Source organism: Streptomyces uncialis (assembly GCF_001905345.1).
GTDB lineage: Bacteria > Actinomycetota > Actinomycetes > Streptomycetales > Streptomycetaceae > Streptomyces > Streptomyces uncialis.
Genome location: NZ_LFBV01000001.1, coordinates 138,724 through 161,379, shown reverse-complemented (window position 1 = coordinate 161,379; position 22,656 = coordinate 138,724). Strand labels below are relative to the sequence as shown.

Genomic DNA, 22,656 nt, shown 5'->3' with positions numbered 1-22,656 from the left:
CTATGACGCTGCCCTCCATCCAGTCGTGGAGCGCCCGGGAAATCGTCACCGGCGCGAAACTAAACAATCAAATCCGCGACGTCAATAGATTCCTTACCAGCCCCCCTTACGCGGTGTGCCGCAGAAACTCCACGCTCTCGATCACCGGGGGAACGATCGCGAAGTTCCCGTGGAACAGCGCGAGCACCCGTGGGATCACCGCGAACGGCAGCGGCTCGAACATAGCCAGCCTGACCATCCAGCAAAAGGGCCTGTACTACGTCAACTGCGCCGTCGGCGCACAGCCGAACGTCAACGTCTCGCACTTCATGATCGACATCTGCGTCAACGGCTCCGCACAGCTCCGGGGGATCTGCACCGCCGAGGACGCGAGCTACCAGGACACGGCCTTCGCATCCGGACTTCTCCTCCTGAACGCCGGCGACATCGTCTCGACCGAGGTCTACGTGTCGGCCTCCCGGACCGCGGACTTCGCATCAGGCACCTGGCAGCAGGACACCTGCGTGCTCAGCCTCAACTGGACAGGGAGGTTCTGATGGTCAATCCAGAGACCTGGGTGAAGGACGAGAAGATCACCCCGGCCACGTTGAACTCCCGTATCAGAGACGTGAACATCGGCCTGTCCGAGCCCGCGCACGCGGTCCTGTGGGGCTCTCCGGCGTACACCATCACCGGCAACGGCGCCACTCATGAACTGCGGTTCTCCAGCGCCTCGGCCAACCGGATGAAGCTGCTCACCACGGGATCGGTCAGGCGAGGAGCCACCGTCACGGAGGCCGGCGTCTACGACGTGGAGTTGCAGGTGACCTCGATGGTGCAGGGTGGAGCGCCCGATTCGCACCTGATCATCTTCCTCACGGTCAACGGAAAGCTGGTAGGCCGGGGCATCTTCACCGCGCGCACCGCCTACCAGCAGACCGCCCACACCAAGCGACTGCTCCACCTTGAGGCGGGCGATCACGTCACGGCCCGCTGCTTCACCGATTCCGGACGGGTCATGGAGTTCGGCTACTCCACGTCCGGGTCGACGGGCTGTCGCTTCTCAATGCACCGAATCGGAAACTACCCGTGGACCCCATGGTCCTGACACGGAGGTGAACCATGCTTCCTCCACACTGGACATGGAAGTCACGGGACCACATCACTGCGGTCAAGCTCAACTCACAGGTCCGGGACATCCACAGGTGGCTCGAAAACCCACCCCTGTTCCAGTGCATCCGCACCAAGGCAGTCAACGTCTCCGGGTCCACCACCCTGGTGCCGTGGAACGAACTCTCCGGCAACGGATTCACACCCGTCACGAACTCGTCAGGCGAGATCACACACGTCCAGCCGATGCACGAAGGCCGGTACCTGGTCCATGTCCAGATGTGCGGCAAGCAGTCCGGCTCCCCCTCCCACCTGTACCTGACCCTGCACGTCAACGACGAGATCGCCCAAGTCGGTGTGGGCACACAGGAGTCGACCGGGTACATGGACAGCACCCGCGTGACGGCACTGCTGGAACTCCGGCCGACCGACAGGATCTCAACCCGGGTCTACATCTCGGCGGGCAAGACGGGCTACCTCACGAACACGGCGGAACAGCAGCTCGCGTCTGTATTCCTCGGCTACTGGATCGGGGAGATATGACACCCACCGACATCTTCAGCTATGCCGGGACCGCGGCGTCCGTCGTGGCCGCCCTGGTCCTGGTCAAGGCGGCATGGCAGACGCAGACCTCCCGGGTCTGGCGGGAAGAGGCCGAGGCGCAGCGCTCCCGCGCGGATCGGCTCCAGGCCGACATGGACGAGGTCAAGGAGCGCCTGGCCCAGCTCGAAGCCAAGAACCAGAGGCTCATCGACCTCCTGTCCACAGTCGACCCCGAACGGTTGACAGCACTCCGCGACTGACCCGACCCCGTACCCAGCACCGCCCGGCAGCGTCCGGGCTTTTTTCATGCCCGGAGGTAATGAATGAATTCCCAGGCCGCCAAGGTCATCAGCATCGCCAAGGCTGAGAACGGCTACAAGGAAGAGCACGTCAACGGCCGCTGGAACAACATCCAGAAGTTCAGCCCGGCCGTTCCCGGACTGGGCTGGTCTCAGGGGATGGCGTGGTGCGCAACGTTCTGCTCGTGGGTCGCGCTCAGGGCAGGCGTGGAGCACCTGTTCCCGCGCACTGCTTCCTGTCTCACGGGGGTGACCTGGTTCCGGAACCAGGGCCGCTTCTCCGTCTTCCCCGCTGTGGGCGCTCAGGTCTTCTTCGGCAAGAACGGTGGAACTCACACCGGTCTCGTCTACAAGTACGACGCGACGTGGATCTACACCGTGGAAGGCAACACCAACACCTCGGGCAGCCCGGAGGGTAACGGGGTCTACCTCAAGAAGCGGAAGAGGAAGGACCCGTACACCTACGGGTACGGCCTCCCGAAGTACCGCGAGGGGATCGTCACCGCGGACCCCGGGCGCAAGGGCAAGGCGGGTTTCACGTACGCGCCGACTGCTTCCGCGCCTGCGGCCGGCAGTCCGGGCCCGACGTCTCCCGGCTCGAAGACGAAGACCGTTGTGGTGAAGGCCGGCCAGACGCTCGGCACGATCGCCGCAGCGGTCGGCGCGTCTCTGACGGCCGTCCTCGGTCTCAACCCTCAGATCAAGAACCCGCATGTGATCCACCCGGGGGACAAGGTCACCGTCCCCGCGCGGCCGACCCAGGTGAAGCCTCCCTCGAAGCCCAAGCCCCCGCCCTTCCCCGGCGCGCAGCACTTCCGGCCCGGCTCCAGTAACCAGCACGTCACTCAGCTCGGCGAGGCCCTGGTGCGCAAGGGCTACGGACGCTTCTACGAGTTCGGTCCCGGCCCGAAGTGGACCGGTGCGGACCATTCTGCGGTGCGCGCCTTCCAGGTGGCGCAGGGCTGGTCCGGAACGGGGGCCGACGGCTACCCCGGCCCGCAGACCTGGGCTCGTCTCATGAAGTGACGCCCGTCTCGCCAACCGTACGACCAACCAAGGGGTTTCATAATGAATCAATTCGTGCAGAACCATGGAGTCCGGCTCCTCGCCGTGCTCGCCGCGCTGGCCCCGATCCTGCTGACCCGGTTCCCCGGTGTGCCGTGGGAGGCTCTGGCCGCAACGGGTGCCGCGCTGCTCGGTGTGGGCGAGCTGGCACAGCGCGCCGAGGACGGAAAGACCGCAGCCGCGCTTCTCGAACCATCTCCCTGGGACCGTGTTTCCGAGCAACAGGCCACGCTGACCGCCATGGAGGCGGAGTTCCAGGAACGATCCTAGACAGACGTGCCCATGTCATGTCACAAATGAAGAATGGCCCCAGGCCCCCGTTCGCGGGGGCCTGGGGCCATTTTCTCGTTGCTGCTCGATCAGTCAGTGACCTTGTCCTTCCACACCCCGTCCGACCACTTGCGGGCCAGGGCGTCGAAGCGCCCCTGTACCGCCCGGCAGGGGCGCGTCCGTGGCATGGCGTTCGGAGACATCAGCGCTGCCGCTCAGGAAGGAACGAGAGTCGGTCTGCGGAAAGCCACCCGATGATCCTCGTCCGTGCCATGTCCCACACCGCCCAGCCCAACTCGTCCTGCTCACCGAGCCACCCTTCATGGAGCACTCCCCGGCGTGAGCGCGCCGCAGCGTCCTCCTCGTCCTCTTCCTCCCCGGGATCGTCCGGTGCCTCCAGGACGGTGTCCTCCACCAGCTCTGGTCCCTGCCCCCTGATGGCAGCGGGGAACTCCGGTTCCGTGGGCAAGTGCGCGTCGCTGGTCTCGTTCTGTACCTCGGAGTCCGGCTGCGGTGCGGGGGCGGACCATATCTTCGCCATGCTGTGAACCTCAGCGATGACTTCTTCCGTCTCGACGCTCACCAGCTCGTTGCGGCCTCGCCGAGACTTGTGTCCGTCGACGTAGACCAGGGGGCCAGCGCCGTTCAGGGGCTCCTTGGCCAGCCCGCCGAAGTAGAAGCGGCGCGGTACACCTCCCCAGAACACTTGATCGCTCATACGTGTCTGCTTCCACGGGCGGGACGGAGGGCGGGACTCCCCCGCCGCTTCGTCGCTATCGTCCTGCTTGGCCTCGCTGGCCTGCTCCACGACAGGCTCCGCATTCGCCTTCGGCAGGCTTGGGGCCAGGGCCCACCAGATGCGGGACTGAAGGGCGCAGGTCATGAGCACTTCGCGCGTGTCCTCGTCCCAGATGTCGTACCGGCCCTCCCCTGTGTAGGTGATTCCTGCGCGGGTCACCGGCTCGGCCGGTTCCTTGCTGCGCTTCCCGCCCCGTCCTCCGAAGTGAATGATGCGCCCGTCGTTGTTCGCGCCGAGGCCGGGGATGTCTCGCAGCTCCGAGTTGCGCCACTCCCCGATCTGCGGGAATCCCGTCTTCTCTACGGTCCCCGCGTCCGGGAAGAGGGTGACCCAGGTGGAGCGCTCGGAAGGGTTCGTCATTTTCGCCCCCACGAACAGACGCCACCCCTTCGTCCTGACCCCGTCCCGCTGTGCGGTGACGGTCTTGGGGAGGGCCAGGAGGTAACCGGTACGCGTCACCGCGTGGCCCCGGGTGTCCACTCCAGTCGCTGTCACCATGTCGCCCGTGGCGAACTGGGCAAGTCGTGTGATCAGTTCGGCTGTCATGCGTTCCTTCTTCTTCCTGTTGGTCTGGTCTAGCTCGTGCTCGGGGATGTCAGTGAGCACCCGCAGCGCGGGGGCCTCGACGGTGCCGTTGCACACGTCGCAGTCGCAGTCGTGACCGCACAGGTGACACGGCTCGTCACACCACGGGTCGGGGCCGTGCCAGTCGTGCGCGGGGTCCGGGTCCGGGCAACCCCACACAGCACATGACCGGTCCAGGTCTCGGGGGTAGACGAGGTGTTCGCGGGTGCCCGGCCATCCGTGGGCCAGTGCCTCTCCGGGGCAGGGGAACGAGGCCAGGCCGGCCGCCTCCCTGGTGTGGAAGGCGGCACGGCAGGTCTCGCACTGGAAGCGGCCCTCGGGCCGCTTCCGTACGTGGTGCTTCATGGATCAGAGGGCCAGCAGCGAGGCGAGCGGGTTTGACGGGACCGCAGGTTCGGGCTGGGGCGCGGGGGTGGGGGTGGAGCGCTTGGGGGCCGTCCTCTTCCGCGTCTGCGGCTTCCGGTTCCGCGGATCGACCACCCTCAGCACCGGCCGCTCCTTCTCCGGCTCCTTCTCCTGGTCCTGGTCCTGGTCCTGCTTCTGGTGCCCGACCTGCACGAGACTGAAGACCAGGCTCGGTGCTCCAGGGCCCGGCTTCGTCTTCACCGACTCGACCTGCACGTCCGGCATCTCCTCGACGATGGCCCGGAGTCCAGCCGCGTTCGTGCGGGTCTGCACCTTGCGGTGCAGCTCGGTCGCGGTGGCCCTCCCTCCATGGGCAACCAGCAGCTCCCGAACCACATCGGTCAACGGCTTCACCGTGCGCTGCGGGGCCGCCGCATCGCGGACCAGCTTTTCCACGCTCTCCATCGAGTGCTCAACAAAGGCCCACGCCGCGTCGAGCGCCTTCCGGGTGATCTTCGTCTTGCGCTCCGCAGCGGTGAGGACCGCAGCGACCCGGGCGACCTGTTCGGCGGACCGTTCCATGAAGCACGAGATGTCCTCCGGCAGCTTCACCATCCGCTCCTCGATCACCTCTCGGAGCTGATCGAAGCGGCGGCCCGCCTGTGCCGTGAACTCGATCTGGCGGTCCGCAGCGCGGGCCCATCGGTAGGCGTCGCGCAGGGCCTTCGACTCGGTCACCTTGTGGACGTGGTCGAACGGCAGCCGCTTGGAGCCCTCGACCAGCACCGGCAGAATGCGGTTGAAGGTACCTCCCAAGGCTTCGTCACTGGTCACGTACTTCGCCCACTCCCCAGGAGTGATGTGAGCGTGCAGGCCCAGCAAGGGACGGTAGACCTCCTGCACTCCGTCCCCGTTCTTGCTCTTGGTGACATTCCGCAGGGGCTTCCCGTCCCATGCGGTCCGGAGCTGCTGAGAGAAGGTGGGGCATCGCTTCGAGCGCTTGAGGATCGAGGCCCACTCCTCTTCGATGATCATTGCCCGGCCGTCCGGCCCTCCTTCCTTCCCCATGCTCTCCATCTCTCGCGTCCACAGGTGATTGACCAGGGACGGCCCGGAGCTGATGTTGGACACCAGCCGCTCTCTGGTGAAGCTGCCGAGGGATGTGTTGCAGAACTTGAGGGCTGTGTTGAGTGCGTAGCCCTTGCGGCCGATCGCGGAGCGACCAGCAAGGACCGTCCAGATCACCACCGGCCGCCCGTTCTCCATCGTCACCCGGCCGCTGATCGCTGAGGAGAACAGCGACAGGGTGGCTGCGTAGACACCGATCGGGTCGGCCTCGCTGCTGGGCATCGCAGCGGTCACGGCCTCGCCGATGGGGCCGTAGTTCATGCGGTCGAAGTTCGACATGAGGAGTGTTCCTTTCAGTGGGAGGAGTTGGCCACGTCAGCGGCCGTGAGCTTGTGGCGGACCTGGGGGAGCGGATCGTCCCCGTCCAGCCGACCGGCAGCGATGCTCCGGGCGAACGCCTTCGGACGGGTGGCGTCCAGGCAGGGGGTGTCGTTCTCCTCGGCGAGGCGGACCTTGTGCGGGGCGGGGCGCTCTCCGCAGACAATTCGCACCGTGTGTTCGTCCACATGGCCGGTGATCCGGTACCCCAGTCCCTCGACGGCGGCCCGCGCCTCGGCTGCTGAGTACCCGGGGATGTTGCCGGTGACGACGCAGGCCGGCCGGGTGTCCTGGGTCTGCTCCTGCCGCTGGTGAGCCTTCTTGAAGAGATCCGCGAAGTACCCCGCGAACTTGTCGAGATGCGGCTTGCACAGGTCGTAGACCTCATGACCTATGCGGAGCACATCGACCGCCTGCGCCGTCTGTTCTGCCTCCGCGCACGCGTCACACGTCGCGTCCACGATCCGGATTTCGGTCCTTGCCATTGCACGGTTCCTTTCGTATGAGCACCCATGGCGAAGGCCGGACCCTGTGGGTCCGGCCTTCGCTAAAGATGGGCATGAAAAAGGCGGCTCACCGGACGGTGGCCACTGAAGTGCGAGCTATCGAACGTCGGAGAGGCTTACCAGTCCCACCATCCCCGGACCTCTTCGGGCTCCTCTTTGTAGCTGTCCCTGATGACGTCATCGAGACTGGTACCGGGCTGGTCCAGTACGGCCATGGCCGCGTTCACGATCAGGCCGAGGAGGTCATAGTCCCGCTCGCCGAGGCCGAGTTCGTCATGAACGAGATCGGCCCCTCCATTCACTGCCTTGGAAATATCCGCACGCGTGTAGGTCTTGCTCATTTCCTGTTTCCCTTCGGGTCTTGCACAGCATTCGGAGCGGGGTGTTCGTCATCAGGGCCGGTGCAGGCTGGGGAGGTGCACCAGTGGAGTCCGGCGAAGGAAACTCCGCCCCAGGTGGCAAGTGCGCCTGCGGCAAGCCCGCGTGCTAGTTGATTGAATGATTTCGCCACCTCGCCCTTCTTCGGTGAACCGAACTGGAGCACGTCCCCTGTGGAGCCGATGGAGGTAGCGGCCTGAGTGGCTATCCGTGTAAGCGCGTCCGGGCCGAGCGACCTCAACTCGTGCATGTGGAGCGGGACAGCGATCCGCAAGGTTTCGACCAGAGCAACATTGTCCTCAGCTCTCATCGCTCTGCGTCTGCCTTCGCTATGGCAGGCCGGTACGGGTCCGGGCGGTACTGCCCCATCGCCTTTGCCCGACCACACGCGTCCTGGTAGAAGCTTTCAAGGCAGGCGGGCCCGACGTACCGCAGACCGATCCCCACCATGTCGTACGCGGGGCCCCGTTCCTGGGCGCACGTCTCACACAATCCGCCCCCGGCGATGCTCTTGAAAGTGATCGCACTCTTGCCCGTGTTTGCATTCCTGATCAGGACATGGGCGTGAACCCGCGCTCCTGCGGAACGATAGGCCGCTTTCCAGTCGGCACCGAAAGGGATCGGTTCGGTATTCCAGGTGCAGTTTCCGTCATGGTCGGCGGAGGTCGCACTCCGGCCGGTACAGGTGATCACGTCGTATTCCCACATCACGCATCTCCCTCTGTGGTGATCTCTCGCGGGTCGGCCGCGAAGAACTTGCTGTGAAGGGCTTTCAACCCGAGGCGGAGCGCGCGCCGTTCCGCGCGGGACAGGGTTTCAGGCCATACGGCAACCGCCCGGTCCAAGAGAAGATGCAGGGTCTTTCTCCGGATGTGTGTTGCGCAGCGTTCACAGGTGGACCAGTCGTCCCCCATGTCGTTCGTCTCATTGCCTTGTTGGAGTACGACAACCTTCCGAGTCCGGAAAGTGGCATGGCCCCCTGGCTGTGAGCAGAAGTCGCAGCGCGGAATTACCCGACCGTCCACCGGAACCGGTACGGGTGAGTGATCCCAGGGTTCGACACGGTTGGGGTGGACGTAGTCCCAAATCCCGACGTCGAGATCCTGCCGGTAGTTGAGCGAAGTAAAGCACTCACCGCACATTCGGGCAGGTGGGACGAATCCGAGGTTCAACGAATTCCCTTTCCGTCAGGGCTGTCACGAATTGACAAGCCATGCAATGGGTCGCCTCTCAGGGAGTCGAAGCGACCCAAAGCAAAGCGGGTCAGACGTGAGGCTGAAGCATCGCTAGTACCTCGCGCAGCAGGCCGCGCGCTTCCTCGGCTTGGTCGGCCTGCACCTCATCCATCCGATCGGTTTCACTCCCATCTGCCGCCCTATTCAATTCGACGTCATACGTGGGAACCTCCTCCTGAAGTACCGAAAGCCACTCCGCCTCGCACTGCTGGATACGCCCAGCCACCTCGCGCAGAATGCGCACTGCCTTTCCTTCTGGGCATTGGTGGCGTTCGTTCGCACAGTGACCGCAATAGGTCTGGTTCGGGTCGGCAAAATCTCCCGGGGTCGCACCGAGGTCCATTTTGCATTCGTTGCACAGAACTCGACTATAAATGTCGATCACAGGTTCTCCTTAGTCAGGTAGGCGCGCTGTCCGCCGACAATTTCGAACGCCTGGGACAGGCCATTCGCCCCTTCCTCTATCCAAAAGAGGTTGTAGCCCTGATCTGCCCATCGCTGGATAGCTCTTTCACCCGCTACCGCGCTGGCAAATCTGTACTGTCGGCGACTTCTGGAAAGGCCGTCCCTGCGCGCAATGACTTTCATTGAGTTAGGGTGGATGGAAGTTCTCACGATTTCTCCTCAGCGGTCCGAACTTAGGACGTAGGAAGTTCCGTCACCGGCATCTATGGTGATGTACTCGCCTCCTGCCATGTCGTCCCGAGCCATACTGTGCGATATAGCGGTGATGTGGGCCTGAATATCCAAGGGAAGATCCTCTCTTGCGTCAAGGTCGTCCCATATCATGTCTGCGACCGCATCGACATCTCGCCCCTTGAACTCTCCGCAGTAAAGATCGCGGATCTTGTCGGACATCTCTTCAGGGTCATATCCCTCGCTGATGTAATGCGCGACAATGAGAGAGGGCCATTCACTTATGGCGTGCGCGATCTCCGAGACCCTTTCGAATGAGTCCCATTCCCCGATGTCGACTCCCCCAAAATCATCCGAGTCGTGAATTGCCCACTCTTCGGCGACTCCCCCCTCCTCCTTGGCCGTGGGCGAGTCGGCAAGCATCTGTTCCACTTCGGTCATGATCTCGTCTGCATCCTGGGCTGCGTCGATCCATTTGCCGTGCAGTTCCCCAGCGTTGTAATCGGTCAGACTGGCCACATAGATACGAGGCATCGCGTTCTCTTTCGTCTCAGTTGGATAGTTCCGGAGATGAGAAAGGGGGGTGGGTACCCCCACCCCCCAATCGCAAAGCCGGACCTAACAGCGGGCGCGCTTTCGGAGGTTCAGCTCAACCCCAGAAGCTCTATGAGTTCTTCAACGCTGGGGGCGCATTCGTGGTGGGCCTCCCATACCGCAAGCGAGGTACGGGCCGCAGACTCGGTTGGTGCATCTGTGAGCCCGAGGATGGCCGCTACTGAGTTGTCACCCACAAACTGAACCTTCACGCCCTCCCCACAGGGACATTGCGTCCGCATGGTCTTTGTAATTGAGATTGAGCGGCTGAACTGGGGCATCTGTTCCGTCTTTCTGATTGCTGGCACCCGGGTCGGGTGGCCACGCACAGCAGAACGCGGACCGGTCCGCGCACCACTGAACGGGGCCAGTTAGATGGCAAAGGCGAGCTGTCCGGCCGCTTCAAGGGCCGCGCATTCCGCTTGAATTTCCGCTCGCGCGGCAACCGTGTTCATGTATCGATGCTGAGTGTTGGTGATCGGGTTCCATTCCGAGCAGAAGTCGCAGTACCACTCCTCATCTACGATATGGAGATTTCCGGTATCCACCGCAGCCCGGAACTCATCTCCGCATGAGTGAGTCATGAAGTCGCATCTACAGTCAGGGTCAGAGGAATAGCACTCCTTCTCAGAGGGGTGATTCTGGTTCCACTCCACCTCGGAAAGATGCTCATCATTTGCCACGCCATAGGACGCGAGAGAATCCGCCCAGGACTGAACGGAGCGGATTGCGAGCGCGTCATCCGCACGGACATACAGCCGCTCGTACCAGCCAAATCCCCAGTGCCCGAAGGAGTGAGTTTCCACCCCCTCCGGATGAGTCTTCAGAAGGTCGTTACTGATAACCGTCCAGTTCGACTCTTCTAGCGGATCGGCGTCACGGGTGTACATGAAGGGTGTGGCGTACCAGAGGCGCGAGAAAGAATCTCTATCAAAGTTGAACGATGCGCCCTCGTGGGCATTCTCTGTGAACTCTGCAAGTTCTTCCACGAACGGCAGAGCCTCACGGATTCGAGCGATTCGACGTGTGCGTGTTCCGGGCATTGCTGCCCCCTTTCATCAGATGTTCCAACATTTTCCGACGTAGCAACTTTTAGGACATGAGGGGGCCTCGGTGAATCATGAGAGGTCCCCCCAGGCCGGCCGAGACCACCGCGACCAGTTCGGCGGAAGGGGAGATATTCCTATCGGGCCAGTGCCAGACACGGGCAGGTACCCGCTTAAGCGACCGTTGTTGGGCCTGTGAGTATCAGTCACGATTAGGCCGGTACCGGTGCGGACGCGAAGTGTAGGCCGTGCCTCACACAAGCGATAGGTAAGCGTGATCTATTCATGCCGGGTGATCATCTCCGGTTATCAGGACACAGCCGACGCTTTCGCGCTCTCAGCCGATGATGGCAGACTCTCAGGTCCGCTAAGCACTGTGGCAACTCACCCCTTATTCGCTTGGGGGGTGCGTGTCCCTATGTTGACAGACACAGCACGGAGATCCTTAGAGGGCACCCCTCCGAGACCATTGCGGCACTTTCGCTATCGCCCGTACGTAGCCCGTACGGCCCATCCTAAATCCCCCTGTTCCCGCGTGATCTTCATACAGGTGAGCCACCTTTCGGTTCTCTGGCCGTACGCACCACACGCGCTACTAGGGGAGACGTCACTACTTGCACTAGGTCCCGGAATTCCTTCCCGGTCGTTTCTCCGCGCTCTGTCCTGTTAGCGCACCCAACCACTCGGTACGTTGGCCTACTCGCCCCGACGGGGACCCTTTGGCCGCTCACTTGCGTTTCACCTTTGGGGAGGCATTCACACTCCCTGCCACCTCGACCTGATCACCTGTCGCTTGCCCCGTTCCGCATCCCCGCTTGGCGGGTGGGATTCGGTGACTGCTTCGTTCGGTGCGGTCCGTGTTGACGTTGAGAACGTTACGACGTAGCAACTTCTGGGGCAACTCCCGCACTGCGCCAATCCAGGCTGTCCCTACATAGGGAAATAGGCTTATCGGCATCCACAATGCCGCCTTATCGGACATTACGACGTAGCAACTAACTCTCAGCAGCGACACGCTCACGGAAAGCTCTAAAATCCGTTATTCCACCGTTACCAGAACGGGCCGTTTGTCACCCTGCCGTGATCCTAAAGTTGCCACGTCGTAACCATATTTAACCTGCTCATCCACCCCAAACGGGTACCCATGGGCACGCACGGCCCTGTTTCCTCGGAGCGTCAGACGCACCTATAGGGAAAGAGCACTCGCGTACTTCCCTGGCCTACAGGTGGCGCTCTGTGTCGCAACAGGCCACTCGTTGAACGGGCCAGTCAATCCGTCCCCCGACGACTGACACGCACTCCCCTGATGACCATTCCCGCCGTTCGGGCCGTTGCACCCTCGCCAGACTCAGTCAGGCACCCGCACGAATGAATGAATCCGTGGCCAAGCACGTCCGCCACGCACACCCGCGCGCATTCATTCACTCCACACACGTACACACATGCACACACCCGGGGGTAATCCCATTCATTAACCCACGAGGGACCACCGGGGGTGCCTTCCTCGGATCGCGTACGGGTAATGAAGGTTTCGAGTCGCCCAGCAACTCCCTGCCGGCCTACTGGGCCTGGGGCTCAAAAGGGGCTGCGGTCGCTCTGCGAGGCCGCCAGGAGGACGCTCAGCGCTCCTAGGGCTCGTTGGCGGGGAGTTCCCTCCTCAGCCCGCTCGATGAATGAATCATTAAGGTGAGCCGCGCCACTTTTCCCGGTCAGCCCGTAGGATGCTGGGCCATCTTGCACCTACATTATTTATGGGCGGCTCTATACCTACACAGCAGAAGGCCCCCTCACCCGAAAGCGAGGGGGCCGGCCGTGCTGGCAGGTGAGGAGATCAGGTGTTGGCCTTCTCGTAGGCTTCCCGAACGGTGGCGGAGACGCGGCCCCGATCGTTCACCTCGTAGCCATTCACCTTCGCCCACTCCCGAATCTGAGCGGTGTCGTTGTTCCGTCCAGCAGATGCGGCCTTCGGCTTTCCTCCTCGGCCCACCTTTCGGCCGGCCTCAGCGAAGGGTGCCAGCGCCGCCCGCAGCTTTTTCGCGTTCTTGTTCGAAAGATCGATCTCGTAGGTCTTGCCATCCAGCGCAAAGGCTACGGTCTCGTCGGCCTCCTTGCCGTCGAGGTCATCGGTGATTGTGGTGACGATCTTCTTTGCCATAAGCCAACATCATACGGGAAGAGGCCCCAACCCTGCGATGTCGAGACCGCAGGGAGAGCTGGCTCCTGCCGCAGCAGGAGCCAGCCTCTAGAGGCTGCCAGAACGAAATGGCAGCGTCAGTCGCCTTCTCTGATAGTGACCTCAGCGAAGACGGTACCGCTGTGACAGTAGTCTCCGACCGCTAGCGACGGATTCCATCAATATCGGCCACGAACGCGGAGAAGGTGGCATTCCGAAAGACCAGAACGGGCCCCTCGGGGTCCTTTGAATCCCGAACCGCGACACATCCACCTTGGATTGCTGCGCAGTCCGCAACCTCGACGCAATTCCCTTCGCCAGCACTGGCGCTGGACTTGCGCCATGCCGCTCCGGGAAGGTCAGTTGCGAGGAGCGTCAGCCTTGCATTCTTCATTTACGGTTCCTCTTCTCCATATCTTTTAGCGTAGCCAGAGAATCGTCTGTCGACAGCGCCGCACCGACGATCCGCCCGAAGGCGTCGTCAAAGAGGTGCATGTCGCCGCTTCCCTCGGCGTAGTTGGTGCCCTTTAGGTTCTCGATCTGGACCACGTCGGGCATGGGGTGGGCGAACCCAAAGAGGCTGAAGCCACCAGCACCACCTGGGTGTGGGGTAGCGGCCAGAGGCATGATCTGGATCGTGACTCCGGGTACGTCGGTCTGCTCAATCAACCGGCGAACCTGGTCTCGCATGGTCTCCGGGCGGGACGCAAAGCGCTGATGTAGGACCAGCTCGCTGATCACCGCCGTGTATCGCAAAGGGGAGCCCTTCGGTCGGGCCGTAAGAACGGACTGGCGAGCAAGTCGTACTTCTGCAAGCGCGTGAACCTCTTCAGGCGTGCGCGTGAGCGCGTGGGCTGCAATGGTCTCCTGTGCGTACGCGGCGGTCTGAAGCAGGCCGGGCACCAGAAGCGGTGACCACTCCCGGATACTCTCCGCGTCACCCTCCAGTGCGATCAGGTCCGCGTAGGACGGGGCTACGACGCCGGAGTAGGTTTGCCACCAGCCGGTCTTCCCTGCATCCCGCGCCAGGTCCACCAGAGCGCCAACCGTCGCTGCGTCGGTCACCCCGTAGTGAGCCAGCAGGCCAGGCACGTCTTTGGGCTGGAGCACGCCTTTGGCGTTCTCGATGCGCGACATCTTGCCCGGGTCCCACCCCATGGCCCTCGCCGCGGCCTCTGCGCTCAGGCCGGCAGCCGCGCGAAGTTGCCGCACCTGGCTACCGAGTCGACGCCTACGGACAGTAGGGACAACGGATTTCGTCGGCATCTCAAACTCTTCTCTCTCGGCCGTTTCTCAGTCTGGGGTTAGCTGGGTGGGGCGCACCTCCTCCCGGGTCTCCTGACCGTTCACGCGGGTGCGCTTACAGCCTAGTTGGGTACGGAGATCCGGTTCGCGGGTACGGCGACGCCCCATCCGGGTACGCGCTCGCTTCGAGCATTCATTCCAATCTTGGGGTTTGCTACCCCAAGCTTGCACCCACCCGTCCGCGCGTGCATTCTGCATATACGGCACCTGTGACTACGCATCATCTCTGGAGCACTAGTCACGCGTGGTAACTGCCGGATGCCGGGAGACCCCTGCCCGGTGTGCTCCCCCCTCTCTCCCGGAGGGGGCTGTTCCCTCCCCGACACTCCGCCGAGGCCGACATGAGAACGAGCCAGAGCAGTATTCCCCCATTGCCTGAACCGCCCCTAGCAGTTCCGCAGGCGCCCCGACCCGGCAAACCTGGTTTCAGCGAGAGCATCGCGTGCCGACCGCCAGCCGCTCGCCAAGCCCGCTCGCTCGTCGCCGCTGCCCTCGGAGCCTGGGGACTTGACGAACTGCGGGTCGACACACAGCAGATCGTCACTGAACTCGTCACGAACGTCCTCGACCACACCAACTGCCTGTCGCTCCGCCTTGACATCCGTCGCGCTGGCAAGGGCGTTGTTCGTGTCGAAGTGAGCGACCGGTCGCGCTTCGTCCCGGAGCTTCGCAACCCCGACGCCCGTTCAGAGAATGGTCGTGGACTCCTCATGGTCGGGGTCCTGAGCAAGCGTTGGGGGTACAACCCTCGCCGCCGAGGGAAGGTCGTTTGGGCCGAGTTGGAGACCGATGGCTGGGGCGGTTCCTGATGGCGCGGCTCGCAGGTCGCCCATTCTCTCTCGTAGGCCCGGCTCCTGGCCCCGGGAGCGCCCCTCAAATGGAACCTCGGCCAGCCGGTGTCGGGTGGAAGCACCGACTGGCCGAGCCCGGGTTCGCTGTAGAGCCCGGGGTCGCTCCGGAGACGGGGATGTTACGTCGGCTCCTGGAAGCAATGCGGGCCGACCTGGGCATTGAGACCACACATGTCCGCGTGACCGTCGCCGCGATTGAGCAGAGCATCGAGTACCTACTCAGCAACCACTTGGACCAGGTGGAGGAAGGTGAACTGGATGCTGCGGTGATCACGCTCCGGGGATACCTGACGGCGCTGGTCGATGAGGCCGATGCAGTTCTGGACAGCGGCCGGGTGGTCGTGCGCGCCATGGTCGACCGGGCTCGGGGGGTGGCCGGCCGAGAGAGCGGCCAGAACCGAGCGGAGGTTCGCGAGGCCGCAAAGACAGCTCGGGATCTCCTCGCGCTGATGAGACGTGAGGGTTGGCAGGGGCCGGGAGCAGTGGACAAAGACCGCGGAGCGGCCGTTCCTTCCGGCGAGGCGACCCGGTGAAGGAGCGGACGCGGAGGTGCCGCGTTCACGGGCGCTCGGTATCGAACGTGCAACGCAACATCTGCCGAATCTGGTGTGGACCTCCCCCTCCCACACTTGGCGAACGATTCATGCGCGTGGTGTGGCGCATCGAGGACTTCTGGGCTCGACACGTCAGTCATCGGGAACTGCATCGACGGCTCGACAACCTTCGGTTGCTCTATCGCGCCGAGGAGTTGTCAGAGCAGGAGATCGCGGAGTCCGCAGAACGCAGCCTCCAGCGCATCAGAGACTCGTGGGCCGCCCAGCGGGAGCAGGAATCCGGTGACTGATCAGGTTTCCGTCGTCGGTCGGGGACTTCCCGAGGCTCCGGTACTCACTACGGCCGGCAGCCAGCCGCTGACGGATGCCCTTCCTGTTGTGACGGACAGGTGGGCACCCCGGTCCAACCGGATCGGGACCCTCGTGGAAAGAGAGATGAGACATTGCCCGAAAGTCTCCAACCCGGGATCGAGCCGACTACGCCGGACGGCGACACACAGGGGGGCGCGTCCACACGGTCATGCGCGATGAGGTCCCCGGTGATCCCGACACGACCGGTCTCCTCGGCACGTGAGTCAGAACGTCTGGACATCACGCTCATGGACTACCTGAACTTCGTAGCACGGGACGGCCGGGGAATCATCACCGCCCTACGTTGTCCGTCCCCACGATGCCGGCTGCTGGTGGCCGTGGTGGAGCACCGGTTACAGGTGCACAACACTCCGCTGACTCCGTGCCCCTGCCCGTTGTCCGACACGGAAGTCCTTGATCACGCACAGCGACATCCTCTGGCGCGCTCTTGAACTTCGAACGATTCAGCTAAGTGAAAGAGATGCATTGAGCACCGACGACGAACTTCTCGACCTGGTAGCCACATTGGGTGCCCAGGTTGAGGTCAGCCAGGCCGAGATTCTGCCCGCCGCTACCCGCGAGGCCGCGGGGGTGAGGGCCGAGGAGTCGGCCGCGAAGCTCTCCGACGACAAGAAGAACATCAGCGGCGCGTAGCCACCGGCACCGCCTTGAAGCTCCCGTTCCGGCTCTGCCCCCGTCGGGGCCGGAACGGGTCATGGCCCGTCTACCTGATCGAGCCGTTCTCTCGGAACTCAGGTATGCGAGGCCCATCTCCGTAAGACATGGAACGCGACATGACACTACTGTTTGAGGGTCCCGGCACGGTCACGCTCCGGAACTCGGAGGCCAGCCCGAATGAGTGAATCAATGCTGGACGACGTTGGCAGCTTCCCCCAGCGGGGAGGGCAGCACCTTGAAGAGGTCGCTCCCGAAGCCCCCATCGGGTTCCGACTCAGTCTCCTGCGCACCCGTCTGGATGCGCTCGGACAATGGCAGAACGCCCCTTGGGCTGAGGTAGCGGAGTTCGCACGTGACGCCGTCCTGCTCGTCTGGGATGAACTACGTAGCCGCGGAATCTGGGAAACCCTTCACCTGCGCGATCAAGCAGCGTTGCACTGGTCGCTGGGGCGAGGTCGCCAAGTCTCCTCCGTGAATGCCGATTTTGTGACCTCCGAGAGGTACAGCGCCATACTGGCCGAATTGTGCGCGGAGGCTGCGTACTTCGCCACGCTGTGCGATCCGAAGCGCCGGACCGCACGTTGGCCCGAGAGCAGCCCCAGCCGATCATCTCGCGCGGCGGAAGCCGAGACCTTCGCTCACCGGTTCAGGGCCTTGTCCCCGGACTGGCAGGCAGAGACGTTCCGGCTGCTGGAACCGCCCGAGCGATACCGGTGGGAAAGCGAGCCGCCTCCTCCGCACCCCTCCCTGGCTGAAGCCCTCACCGACGCCGAGGCTAAATCCTTCGCAGGCCAACAGCCTCCGAAGCCGCTCTGCGGCGACCGCCGACAGACAACGCACGCTGTTACCTACGTCGGCCGGTTTCACGCGCTGCCCCACGGATGGCAAACAGAGGTGATGCGACGCCTCACCCCCGCCGTTTCACCTTGCTCGGTCGTGTCCCAAGGCGGCGGTTGCATCAACGTTATCCGTTCTGACGGTGTCTACCTGGCGTGGAACGCCAGACACGCGGCGCCCAAGCCGACAGTCCACTGACGAGAGGAATGAGCAGTGCATCAGCTCTTAGCCAGTGCGCAAGGCCCGAGATTCGTTATGGCCCGACCCGGATCAGTGGGCGGTCTCCAGCTCCCGCCCGCGTGGTTCCGCGAGCTTGAGGTAGCCGTCACGACCGAGGGCGAACTGCCGGCCTGGCTGATCGAGAAGGCCCGTGCGGTGTGGGGTCTCGATCTTCACGGGCAGTCCGCCGCGGACACCGTGCTCGTAAGGCCGTCGCCCTCGTTGGGGTTCAGTCGAGCAACCTGGGAGATCAACCAGGGTTGCAACTTCAACTGCGAGCACTGCTACCTCGCCCAGCGGAAGTTCGAGGGGCTGGACTGGGAAGGCAAGAAGCGGCTCTTAGACATCGTCCGCGACTCCGGCGCTCTCTGGTTCCAGTTCACGGGCGGGGAGCCCACCGCCGACCGCGATTTTCACCGGGCCTGGGAGTACGCCTTCCGGCTGGGGATGCTCCTCGAAGTGCTCACCAACGGATCACGGCTTCACTCTCCAGAGGTGATCGGCCTTCTGCGCACCCACCCGCCACAGAAGGTTGTCGTGTCGCTCTACGGGGCGAGCAAGGAGACGGCAGAAGCCGTCACCCGCACCCCGAAGGCGTTCGACCTCGTGGTCAAGGGGCTGGAGGCAGCGCGCGCCGCAGGGATCAATGTCGAGATCGCCCTTGTCGTCACAAAGGCGAACATCCACGAGATCGACGCCATGCGCGGCATCGCGCGGCAGTATGCGCGGTCGTACAAGGAGTACAAGAGCATTTCGCCGACGTACGACGGCCAGCCCGATCCTCTTGCGACCCAGGCCCTGGGGGAGAGTGACCGAGCGGAGGTCTTCACCGGCTGCCCGGCCGGGCACACCTTCTTCCATGCCGACCCGTGGGGCAGAGCGACCATGTGCAAGGTCGGGCGCGAGAACCCCATCGACCTTATGCGCGAAGGCGTGTTCGGCCTCCGTGCGCTCCCCGGCATCTCAGATGCCCAAATGCTTCGCACCGGAGGGTGCCAGGGCTGCAAGCTCTCGGGAACCTGCCGAGTCTGCCGCCCCATGGCCAAAGCCTTCCAGGCCGCGAAGGCACCACTCGAAAGTTACTGCCAGCACCGACGAAAGGAAGCACCGGCATGAGTGTGGTACCCGTTGAGATCAGCCGTCCACCAGTTGAAGCCGTAGAGCTGACTGAGGCGGTCGTCCTGGATGATCTGGAGGCCGCAGCGACCGAAGCGGTCCCGGGTTGCGGCGAGGACAACCCCTACCAGTAGAACCAATGCGCTGGGGCTCCTCCCATCCGGAGGGCCCCAGCGCCCCCTTCTGTGGCAGGGTGCCTCTGTGGCTACGGATCGCATCCCCCTCGAAGACCTTCCCGCCGACCGACGTGCGGCGCTCACCCAGCAACTCGGACCGATTTCCAAGATCGAGAATGCTAAGGGCGGGCTCAACTCCGATGTCGCCGCGCGGATGGTTACCCCGCAGGGCACGTTCTACGTTAAGGGAATGCGCACTACACACCCCCGGGTGTGGACCCAGGCCCGCGAAGCCGAGGTGAACCCAATCGTCGCCGGAGCCGCTGCACCGCGGCTTCACTGGCGCACCGTCGCGGACGGCTGGGATCTGAACGTCTTCGAAGCGCTCGACGGCCACCACGCCGACTATCGTCCCGGCTCCCCCGACCTCCCTCACGTGGCAGCACTCCTCACCCGCCTCACCAGCCTGCGGCCCCCCGAGGGCCTGGTCCTGCGTCACGCCGAACAGCGACTCACCCGCTACGCCGCCTCTCCCTCCGATCTTGAGCAGTTTCAGGGTGACCATCTGTGCCACACCGATCTCAACGACGAGAACGTACTCGTCGTGGGTGCGCGGGCCTGGCTCGTGGACTGGGCATGGGCGACGCGAGGCGCGGCCTGGCTCGACGCGGCCTACTGGGTGATCTGGCTCATCGCAGCAGGGCACCACACTGCGCTCAGCGCCGAGCGCGAGGCCGCAGCAGTCCCCTTTTTCGGCACCGCCTCCGCATCAGCCGTCACAGCGTTCGCCGAGGCCAATGCGAACCTGTGGGAAGAGATCACGGACGGCGATCCGGACCCTTGGGCGACGCGCGTCTACGTGGCTGCCCAATCGTGGCTGATGCACCGCAAGGGCCTCTGACCCCCCGATGAATGAATGAAATGCCCTGCCGATGCGCTGTGGCCGGGACTCCGCAGCGCATCGGTTGCTAGGGGGCCACCACAATCCGCGTGTGGACACGCAAGCGTGACGGCCCCTGCGGGCGAGGGAGGGGTACGAATTCCTCCGCCTCCGCCTGCCTCGCAGGACGAGGGCGACCGTCCATCGCTCGAAGCGCTCGCTCGCGGTCAGTCTCGCTAAGGGCAGAGAACATGTCTGTCAGTCGCTTGAGGTCGTCGCTCACGCTGCCTCACCGCTCCGCAAGGTCAGGACTGACAGGGTGCTCCTCGATCGGTAGCTCCAGGAGGGCCTTCGGACGACGCCATGGTCTAGCAATCGGGGTGGAAAGCTCTCGCCACCAGGGGTCGGAGGGGAGACGCCCGGCAGGCTCGAAGGGCTCGCCCGGCCGAGGCGATGCGACCGTTTGGCCAACCTCTCCCGCTTCGTCCCGCGTCCACTCCGCTGGCTCCGCCCAGGGATGGGGGGCCAGGTTGAACGTCCCCCAGTGGATCGGCAGCATTACTCCGTGCGGTTTTGATCCTTGCAGGTCAAGGTGTGCTTGCACGCCTTGAGCAGGGGTCATATGGATGTCTGGCCATCCACCGGGAAGGGGGGTACAGTCCGTGTGGTTCTTGGGCCAGAAGTCGCTGTACGCGCCGATCTGGATCATCGTGGCGTCGAACGGACCGTGCTCGGCGCCGATGTCCAGGAAGCCGGGGAAGTAGCCCGTGTCACCGCTGTGGAAGACGCGGTGCGTGTCGCCCGCGACGGCCCAGGAGGCCCAGAGGGTGTTCTGCTGGTTGCGCAGACCGCGTCCGCAGAAGTGCCGGGCCGGGGTCGCCGTGAGCGTCAGACCGCCGATCCGGGTGGACTCCTGCCAGTCCAGCTCACGCAGCCGGTCCGACGACACCCCCCACCGCTCCAGATGCGCGCCGACCCCGAGCGGGACCGCGAACACCGTGTCCGTCCCGGCGAACCGTCTGATCGTCGGCATGTCCAGATGGTCGTAGTGGTCGTGGGAGATCACGACGACGTCGACCGGCCCGAGGGCGGCCAGCGGGAGGGGGACGGGATGCAGCCGCCTGGGCCCCGCGAAGGCGAACGGGGAACACCGCTCGCCCCACACCGGGTCGAACAGCACCCGGTGCCCGTCGATCTCGGCGAGGACGCTGGAATGGCCCATCCAGGTGATCCGCAGGCCGGTCGCGGGGCGCTCGGCCAGATCGGCGCGGGTCGTGGGGTGGACGGGGACAGGGCCCGCCGGTGCCCGGCTCAGCCGCTGCTTCTTGTCGAAGTACATCCGCGCGAACCTGGCCTTGGATCCGGCCAGCGGGGGGCGCACGCCCGTCGGGTTCCGGAAGGAGCCGTCCGCGAAGTGCGGCGACCGCTGGATACGGGCCAGCCGCTCCCCTGTCGGGTCCGCGCCGAAGGCGGCGGGCCGCAGGGCACGGAACCCGGAGCGCAGGGATCGGGGTGAGGTCACGGGTGCCTCCAGGTGCGGACGGTTCGGCACTCCCATTATGAGCGGCACCGGTGACATCGCTGGTCCAGGCCGGTAGCAGGGGCCCCTGAGGCCCCTCGCGGCCCGGCTCTGGGGCCGCCCGGTCCGGCATGTCACATCCGTCGAACCCCGTCCGTCGTACTGATGACACAGACCGCACCGCGTACGCCCGGAAGGTGATCCGCATGGCCCGCATCTCGATGAATCCGCCCCGTACCCTCCTCAACCGCGCCGTCGAGTGGTACTCGAAACGGACGTACGGGAAGGTTCTGGACCCCGCGAAGGTGCTCGGTCACCATCCACGGGTACTCCGTTCCGATCTGCGCTTCGAGCAGTCCGTCGCCAAGTGGGACAAGCTCGACCCGGGGCTGAAGGCACTCGCCGAGATGGGGTCGGCGGTGGCGATCGGCTGCTCGTGGTGCGTGGACTTCGGCTACTGGGAGAGCACCCGCAAGGGCATCGCGCCGCAGAAGCTGCGTGACGTGCCGTCCTGGCGCGACAGCGGTCTGTACACACCGCTGGAGCGGGACGTCCTGGAGTACGCCGAGGCGATGACCGCGACCCCGCCGACCGTCGAGGACGGGCTGGTGGAACGGCTGGTGACCCGGCTGGGCGAGGCCGCCTTCGTCGAGCTCACCGCCATGGTCGCGGTGGAGAACCTGCGCTCGCGCATGAACGCGGCACTGGGGCTGACCAGCCAGGGGTTCAAGGACTCGTGCGAGGTCCCCGCGGCGGTCGGGCGGCCCGCGGCGGCCCAGGCGGCCGGTACCCCGGAGGCCGGTGGCCCGGGGAGCGCGGGCGGACGGGGCTGAGGGAGCCTTCCGGGCGGACCCCGGCCCGGTCCGGGCGTCGCGCCGGGCCGGGGTCCGCGGCTTCGGCCGGCCGCGTCCGCCGCGGGCCCGGGGCCGACCGGCACCGGGGTCCGGTGGGGCCCTGGGGGCGGCGGGGGCCGGTGTGCCGGGGCGGGCGGGTCCCGGGCACCGCGACCGGGCGGTCCGGGCAGGCGGTACGGCGGCCGTCCGGCCTGCCCGGTCCCGCCGGGGCGGCGCCGCGCCGTACGATGCCAGCGCCGTCCGGCGGCACACGGCGTCGGCCGTGCGCAGACGCCGCGACGGCCGCCCCGGAGGCGGTCACAAGGCGTGACGGGAGCCGCGAGCAGCCGCGTTGACACATCCCTGACGCGGTCCCGATACTGACCGG

General features: G+C 64.7%; 27 protein-coding genes. 14 read left to right on the top strand and 13 right to left on the bottom strand.

Annotated features, from left to right (window positions below; genetic code table 11):
• Nucleotides 1-2 precede the first annotated feature (2 nt).
• From AB852_RS39145 to AB852_RS00620, 6 genes are all read left to right on the top strand, one after another.
• Nucleotides 3-536 carry a TNF domain-containing protein gene (locus AB852_RS39145; RefSeq protein ID WP_143201152.1) on the top strand — a complete coding sequence of 178 codons (534 nt, stop codon included), beginning with the start codon at nucleotides 3-5 and terminating at the stop codon, nucleotides 534-536.
• Nucleotides 536-1,087: a hypothetical protein gene (locus AB852_RS00640; RefSeq protein WP_073782490.1), complete on the top strand. Its 552-nt coding sequence runs from the start codon at nucleotides 536-538 to the stop codon at nucleotides 1,085-1,087. The genes AB852_RS39145 and AB852_RS00640 overlap by 1 nt, the downstream gene beginning before the upstream one ends.
• A gap of 14 nt (nucleotides 1,088-1,101) precedes the next feature.
• A complete protein-coding gene (locus AB852_RS00635; protein ID WP_073782488.1) occupies nucleotides 1,102-1,632 on the top strand; it encodes a hypothetical protein in 531 nt (176 codons plus the stop codon).
• Complete coding sequence (locus AB852_RS00630; protein WP_245876547.1) at nucleotides 1,629-1,892, top strand: hypothetical protein; 264 nt, start codon at nucleotides 1,629-1,631, stop codon at nucleotides 1,890-1,892. Before AB852_RS00635 ends, AB852_RS00630 begins: the two co-directional genes overlap by 4 nt.
• Nucleotides 1,893-1,955: 63 nt before the next feature.
• Complete coding sequence (locus AB852_RS41455; protein WP_073782486.1) at nucleotides 1,956-2,957, top strand: peptidoglycan-binding protein; 1,002 nt, start codon at nucleotides 1,956-1,958, stop codon at nucleotides 2,955-2,957.
• 42 nt (nucleotides 2,958-2,999) lie between these two features.
• Nucleotides 3,000-3,266, top strand: coding sequence for a hypothetical protein (locus AB852_RS00620; RefSeq protein ID WP_143201151.1), 267 nt, complete (start codon nucleotides 3,000-3,002; stop codon nucleotides 3,264-3,266).
• 202 nt (nucleotides 3,267-3,468) lie between these two features.
• Here AB852_RS00620 and AB852_RS00615 read toward each other — a convergent pair whose 3' ends face one another.
• The 12 genes from AB852_RS00615 to AB852_RS00575 form a co-directional block, all read right to left on the bottom strand.
• Nucleotides 3,469-4,707 carry a hypothetical protein gene (locus AB852_RS00615; protein ID WP_143201150.1) on the bottom strand — a complete coding sequence of 413 codons (1,239 nt, stop codon included), beginning with the start codon at nucleotides 4,705-4,707 and terminating at the stop codon, nucleotides 3,469-3,471.
• Nucleotides 4,708-4,998: 291 nt separating this feature from the next.
• A complete protein-coding gene (locus tag AB852_RS00610; RefSeq protein WP_073782480.1) occupies nucleotides 4,999-6,402 on the bottom strand; it encodes a DUF3987 domain-containing protein in 1,404 nt (467 codons plus the stop codon).
• Nucleotides 6,403-6,416: 14 nt separating this feature from the next.
• Nucleotides 6,417-6,926: a BRCT domain-containing protein gene (locus AB852_RS00605; RefSeq protein WP_073782477.1), complete on the bottom strand. Its 510-nt coding sequence runs from the start codon at nucleotides 6,924-6,926 to the stop codon at nucleotides 6,417-6,419.
• A 137-nt stretch (nucleotides 6,927-7,063) separates the two neighbouring features.
• Nucleotides 7,064-7,288, bottom strand: a complete 225-nt coding sequence (locus tag AB852_RS00600) for a hypothetical protein (protein WP_073782475.1) — start codon at nucleotides 7,286-7,288, stop codon at nucleotides 7,064-7,066.
• A gap of 343 nt (nucleotides 7,289-7,631) precedes the next feature.
• Nucleotides 7,632-8,033, bottom strand: a complete 402-nt coding sequence (locus tag AB852_RS39460) for a hypothetical protein (protein ID WP_178390916.1) — start codon at nucleotides 8,031-8,033, stop codon at nucleotides 7,632-7,634.
• Nucleotides 8,034-8,588: 555 nt separating this feature from the next.
• Nucleotides 8,589-8,945 (bottom strand): hypothetical protein, encoded by a 357-nt coding sequence (locus AB852_RS39140; RefSeq protein ID WP_143201149.1) that lies wholly within the window; start codon nucleotides 8,943-8,945, stop codon nucleotides 8,589-8,591.
• Nucleotides 8,942-9,175 carry a hypothetical protein gene (locus AB852_RS39135; protein ID WP_143201148.1) on the bottom strand — a complete coding sequence of 78 codons (234 nt, stop codon included), beginning with the start codon at nucleotides 9,173-9,175 and terminating at the stop codon, nucleotides 8,942-8,944. The genes AB852_RS39140 and AB852_RS39135 overlap by 4 nt, the downstream gene beginning before the upstream one ends.
• A 9-nt stretch (nucleotides 9,176-9,184) precedes the next feature.
• A complete protein-coding gene (locus AB852_RS00590; protein WP_073782471.1) occupies nucleotides 9,185-9,730 on the bottom strand; it encodes an antirestriction protein ArdA in 546 nt (181 codons plus the stop codon).
• A 431-nt stretch (nucleotides 9,731-10,161) separates the two neighbouring features.
• Nucleotides 10,162-10,779, bottom strand: a complete 618-nt coding sequence (locus tag AB852_RS39130; RefSeq protein WP_143201147.1) for a hypothetical protein — start codon at nucleotides 10,777-10,779, stop codon at nucleotides 10,162-10,164.
• 1,888 nt (nucleotides 10,780-12,667) lie between these two features.
• Nucleotides 12,668-12,991, bottom strand: coding sequence for a histone-like nucleoid-structuring protein Lsr2 (locus tag AB852_RS00585; protein ID WP_073782469.1), 324 nt, complete (start codon nucleotides 12,989-12,991; stop codon nucleotides 12,668-12,670).
• A gap of 181 nt (nucleotides 12,992-13,172) precedes the next feature.
• Nucleotides 13,173-13,403, bottom strand: coding sequence for a DUF397 domain-containing protein (locus tag AB852_RS00580; RefSeq protein WP_073782467.1), 231 nt, complete (start codon nucleotides 13,401-13,403; stop codon nucleotides 13,173-13,175).
• Nucleotides 13,400-14,275 (bottom strand): DUF5753 domain-containing protein, encoded by an 876-nt coding sequence (locus AB852_RS00575; RefSeq protein ID WP_073782465.1) that lies wholly within the window; start codon nucleotides 14,273-14,275, stop codon nucleotides 13,400-13,402. The genes AB852_RS00580 and AB852_RS00575 overlap by 4 nt, the downstream gene beginning before the upstream one ends.
• Before the next feature lie 380 nt (nucleotides 14,276-14,655).
• Here AB852_RS00575 and AB852_RS41570 point away from each other — a divergent pair, with 380 nt between their 5' ends.
• From AB852_RS41570 to AB852_RS00550, 7 genes are all read left to right on the top strand, one after another.
• Nucleotides 14,656-15,123, top strand: a complete 468-nt coding sequence (locus AB852_RS41570) for an ATP-binding protein (protein WP_073785193.1) — start codon at nucleotides 14,656-14,658, stop codon at nucleotides 15,121-15,123.
• 221 nt (nucleotides 15,124-15,344) lie between these two features.
• Nucleotides 15,345-15,698: a DUF6415 family natural product biosynthesis protein gene (locus AB852_RS00565; RefSeq protein ID WP_143201146.1), complete on the top strand. Its 354-nt coding sequence runs from the start codon at nucleotides 15,345-15,347 to the stop codon at nucleotides 15,696-15,698.
• Nucleotides 15,699-15,814: 116 nt separating this feature from the next.
• Nucleotides 15,815-16,009 (top strand): hypothetical protein, encoded by a 195-nt coding sequence (locus tag AB852_RS00560; protein ID WP_143201145.1) that lies wholly within the window; start codon nucleotides 15,815-15,817, stop codon nucleotides 16,007-16,009.
• Nucleotides 16,010-16,556: 547 nt separating this feature from the next.
• Nucleotides 16,557-16,724 carry a hypothetical protein gene (locus AB852_RS39455; RefSeq protein WP_178390915.1) on the top strand — a complete coding sequence of 56 codons (168 nt, stop codon included), beginning with the start codon at nucleotides 16,557-16,559 and terminating at the stop codon, nucleotides 16,722-16,724.
• A 213-nt stretch (nucleotides 16,725-16,937) separates the two neighbouring features.
• Nucleotides 16,938-17,783 carry a hypothetical protein gene (locus tag AB852_RS39125; RefSeq protein WP_143201144.1) on the top strand — a complete coding sequence of 282 codons (846 nt, stop codon included), beginning with the start codon at nucleotides 16,938-16,940 and terminating at the stop codon, nucleotides 17,781-17,783.
• 75 nt (nucleotides 17,784-17,858) lie between these two features.
• Complete coding sequence (locus AB852_RS00555) at nucleotides 17,859-18,920, top strand: radical SAM protein (RefSeq protein ID WP_245876546.1); 1,062 nt, start codon at nucleotides 17,859-17,861, stop codon at nucleotides 18,918-18,920.
• 201 nt (nucleotides 18,921-19,121) lie between these two features.
• Complete coding sequence (locus tag AB852_RS00550; RefSeq protein WP_073782457.1) at nucleotides 19,122-19,937, top strand: aminoglycoside phosphotransferase; 816 nt, start codon at nucleotides 19,122-19,124, stop codon at nucleotides 19,935-19,937.
• A gap of 268 nt (nucleotides 19,938-20,205) precedes the next feature.
• On the opposite strand, the gene AB852_RS00545 is transcribed toward AB852_RS00550, so the two are convergent.
• Nucleotides 20,206-21,438 (bottom strand): MBL fold metallo-hydrolase, encoded by a 1,233-nt coding sequence (locus tag AB852_RS00545; RefSeq protein ID WP_073782455.1) that lies wholly within the window; start codon nucleotides 21,436-21,438, stop codon nucleotides 20,206-20,208.
• A 203-nt stretch (nucleotides 21,439-21,641) separates the two neighbouring features.
• On the opposite strand from AB852_RS00545, the gene AB852_RS00540 reads away from it, so the two are divergent.
• The gene (locus AB852_RS00540; protein WP_079184197.1) at nucleotides 21,642-22,268 is read left to right on the top strand and encodes a carboxymuconolactone decarboxylase family protein; all 627 of its coding nucleotides are present in this window, start codon (nucleotides 21,642-21,644) and stop codon (nucleotides 22,266-22,268) included.
• Nucleotides 22,269-22,656 lie beyond the last annotated feature (388 nt).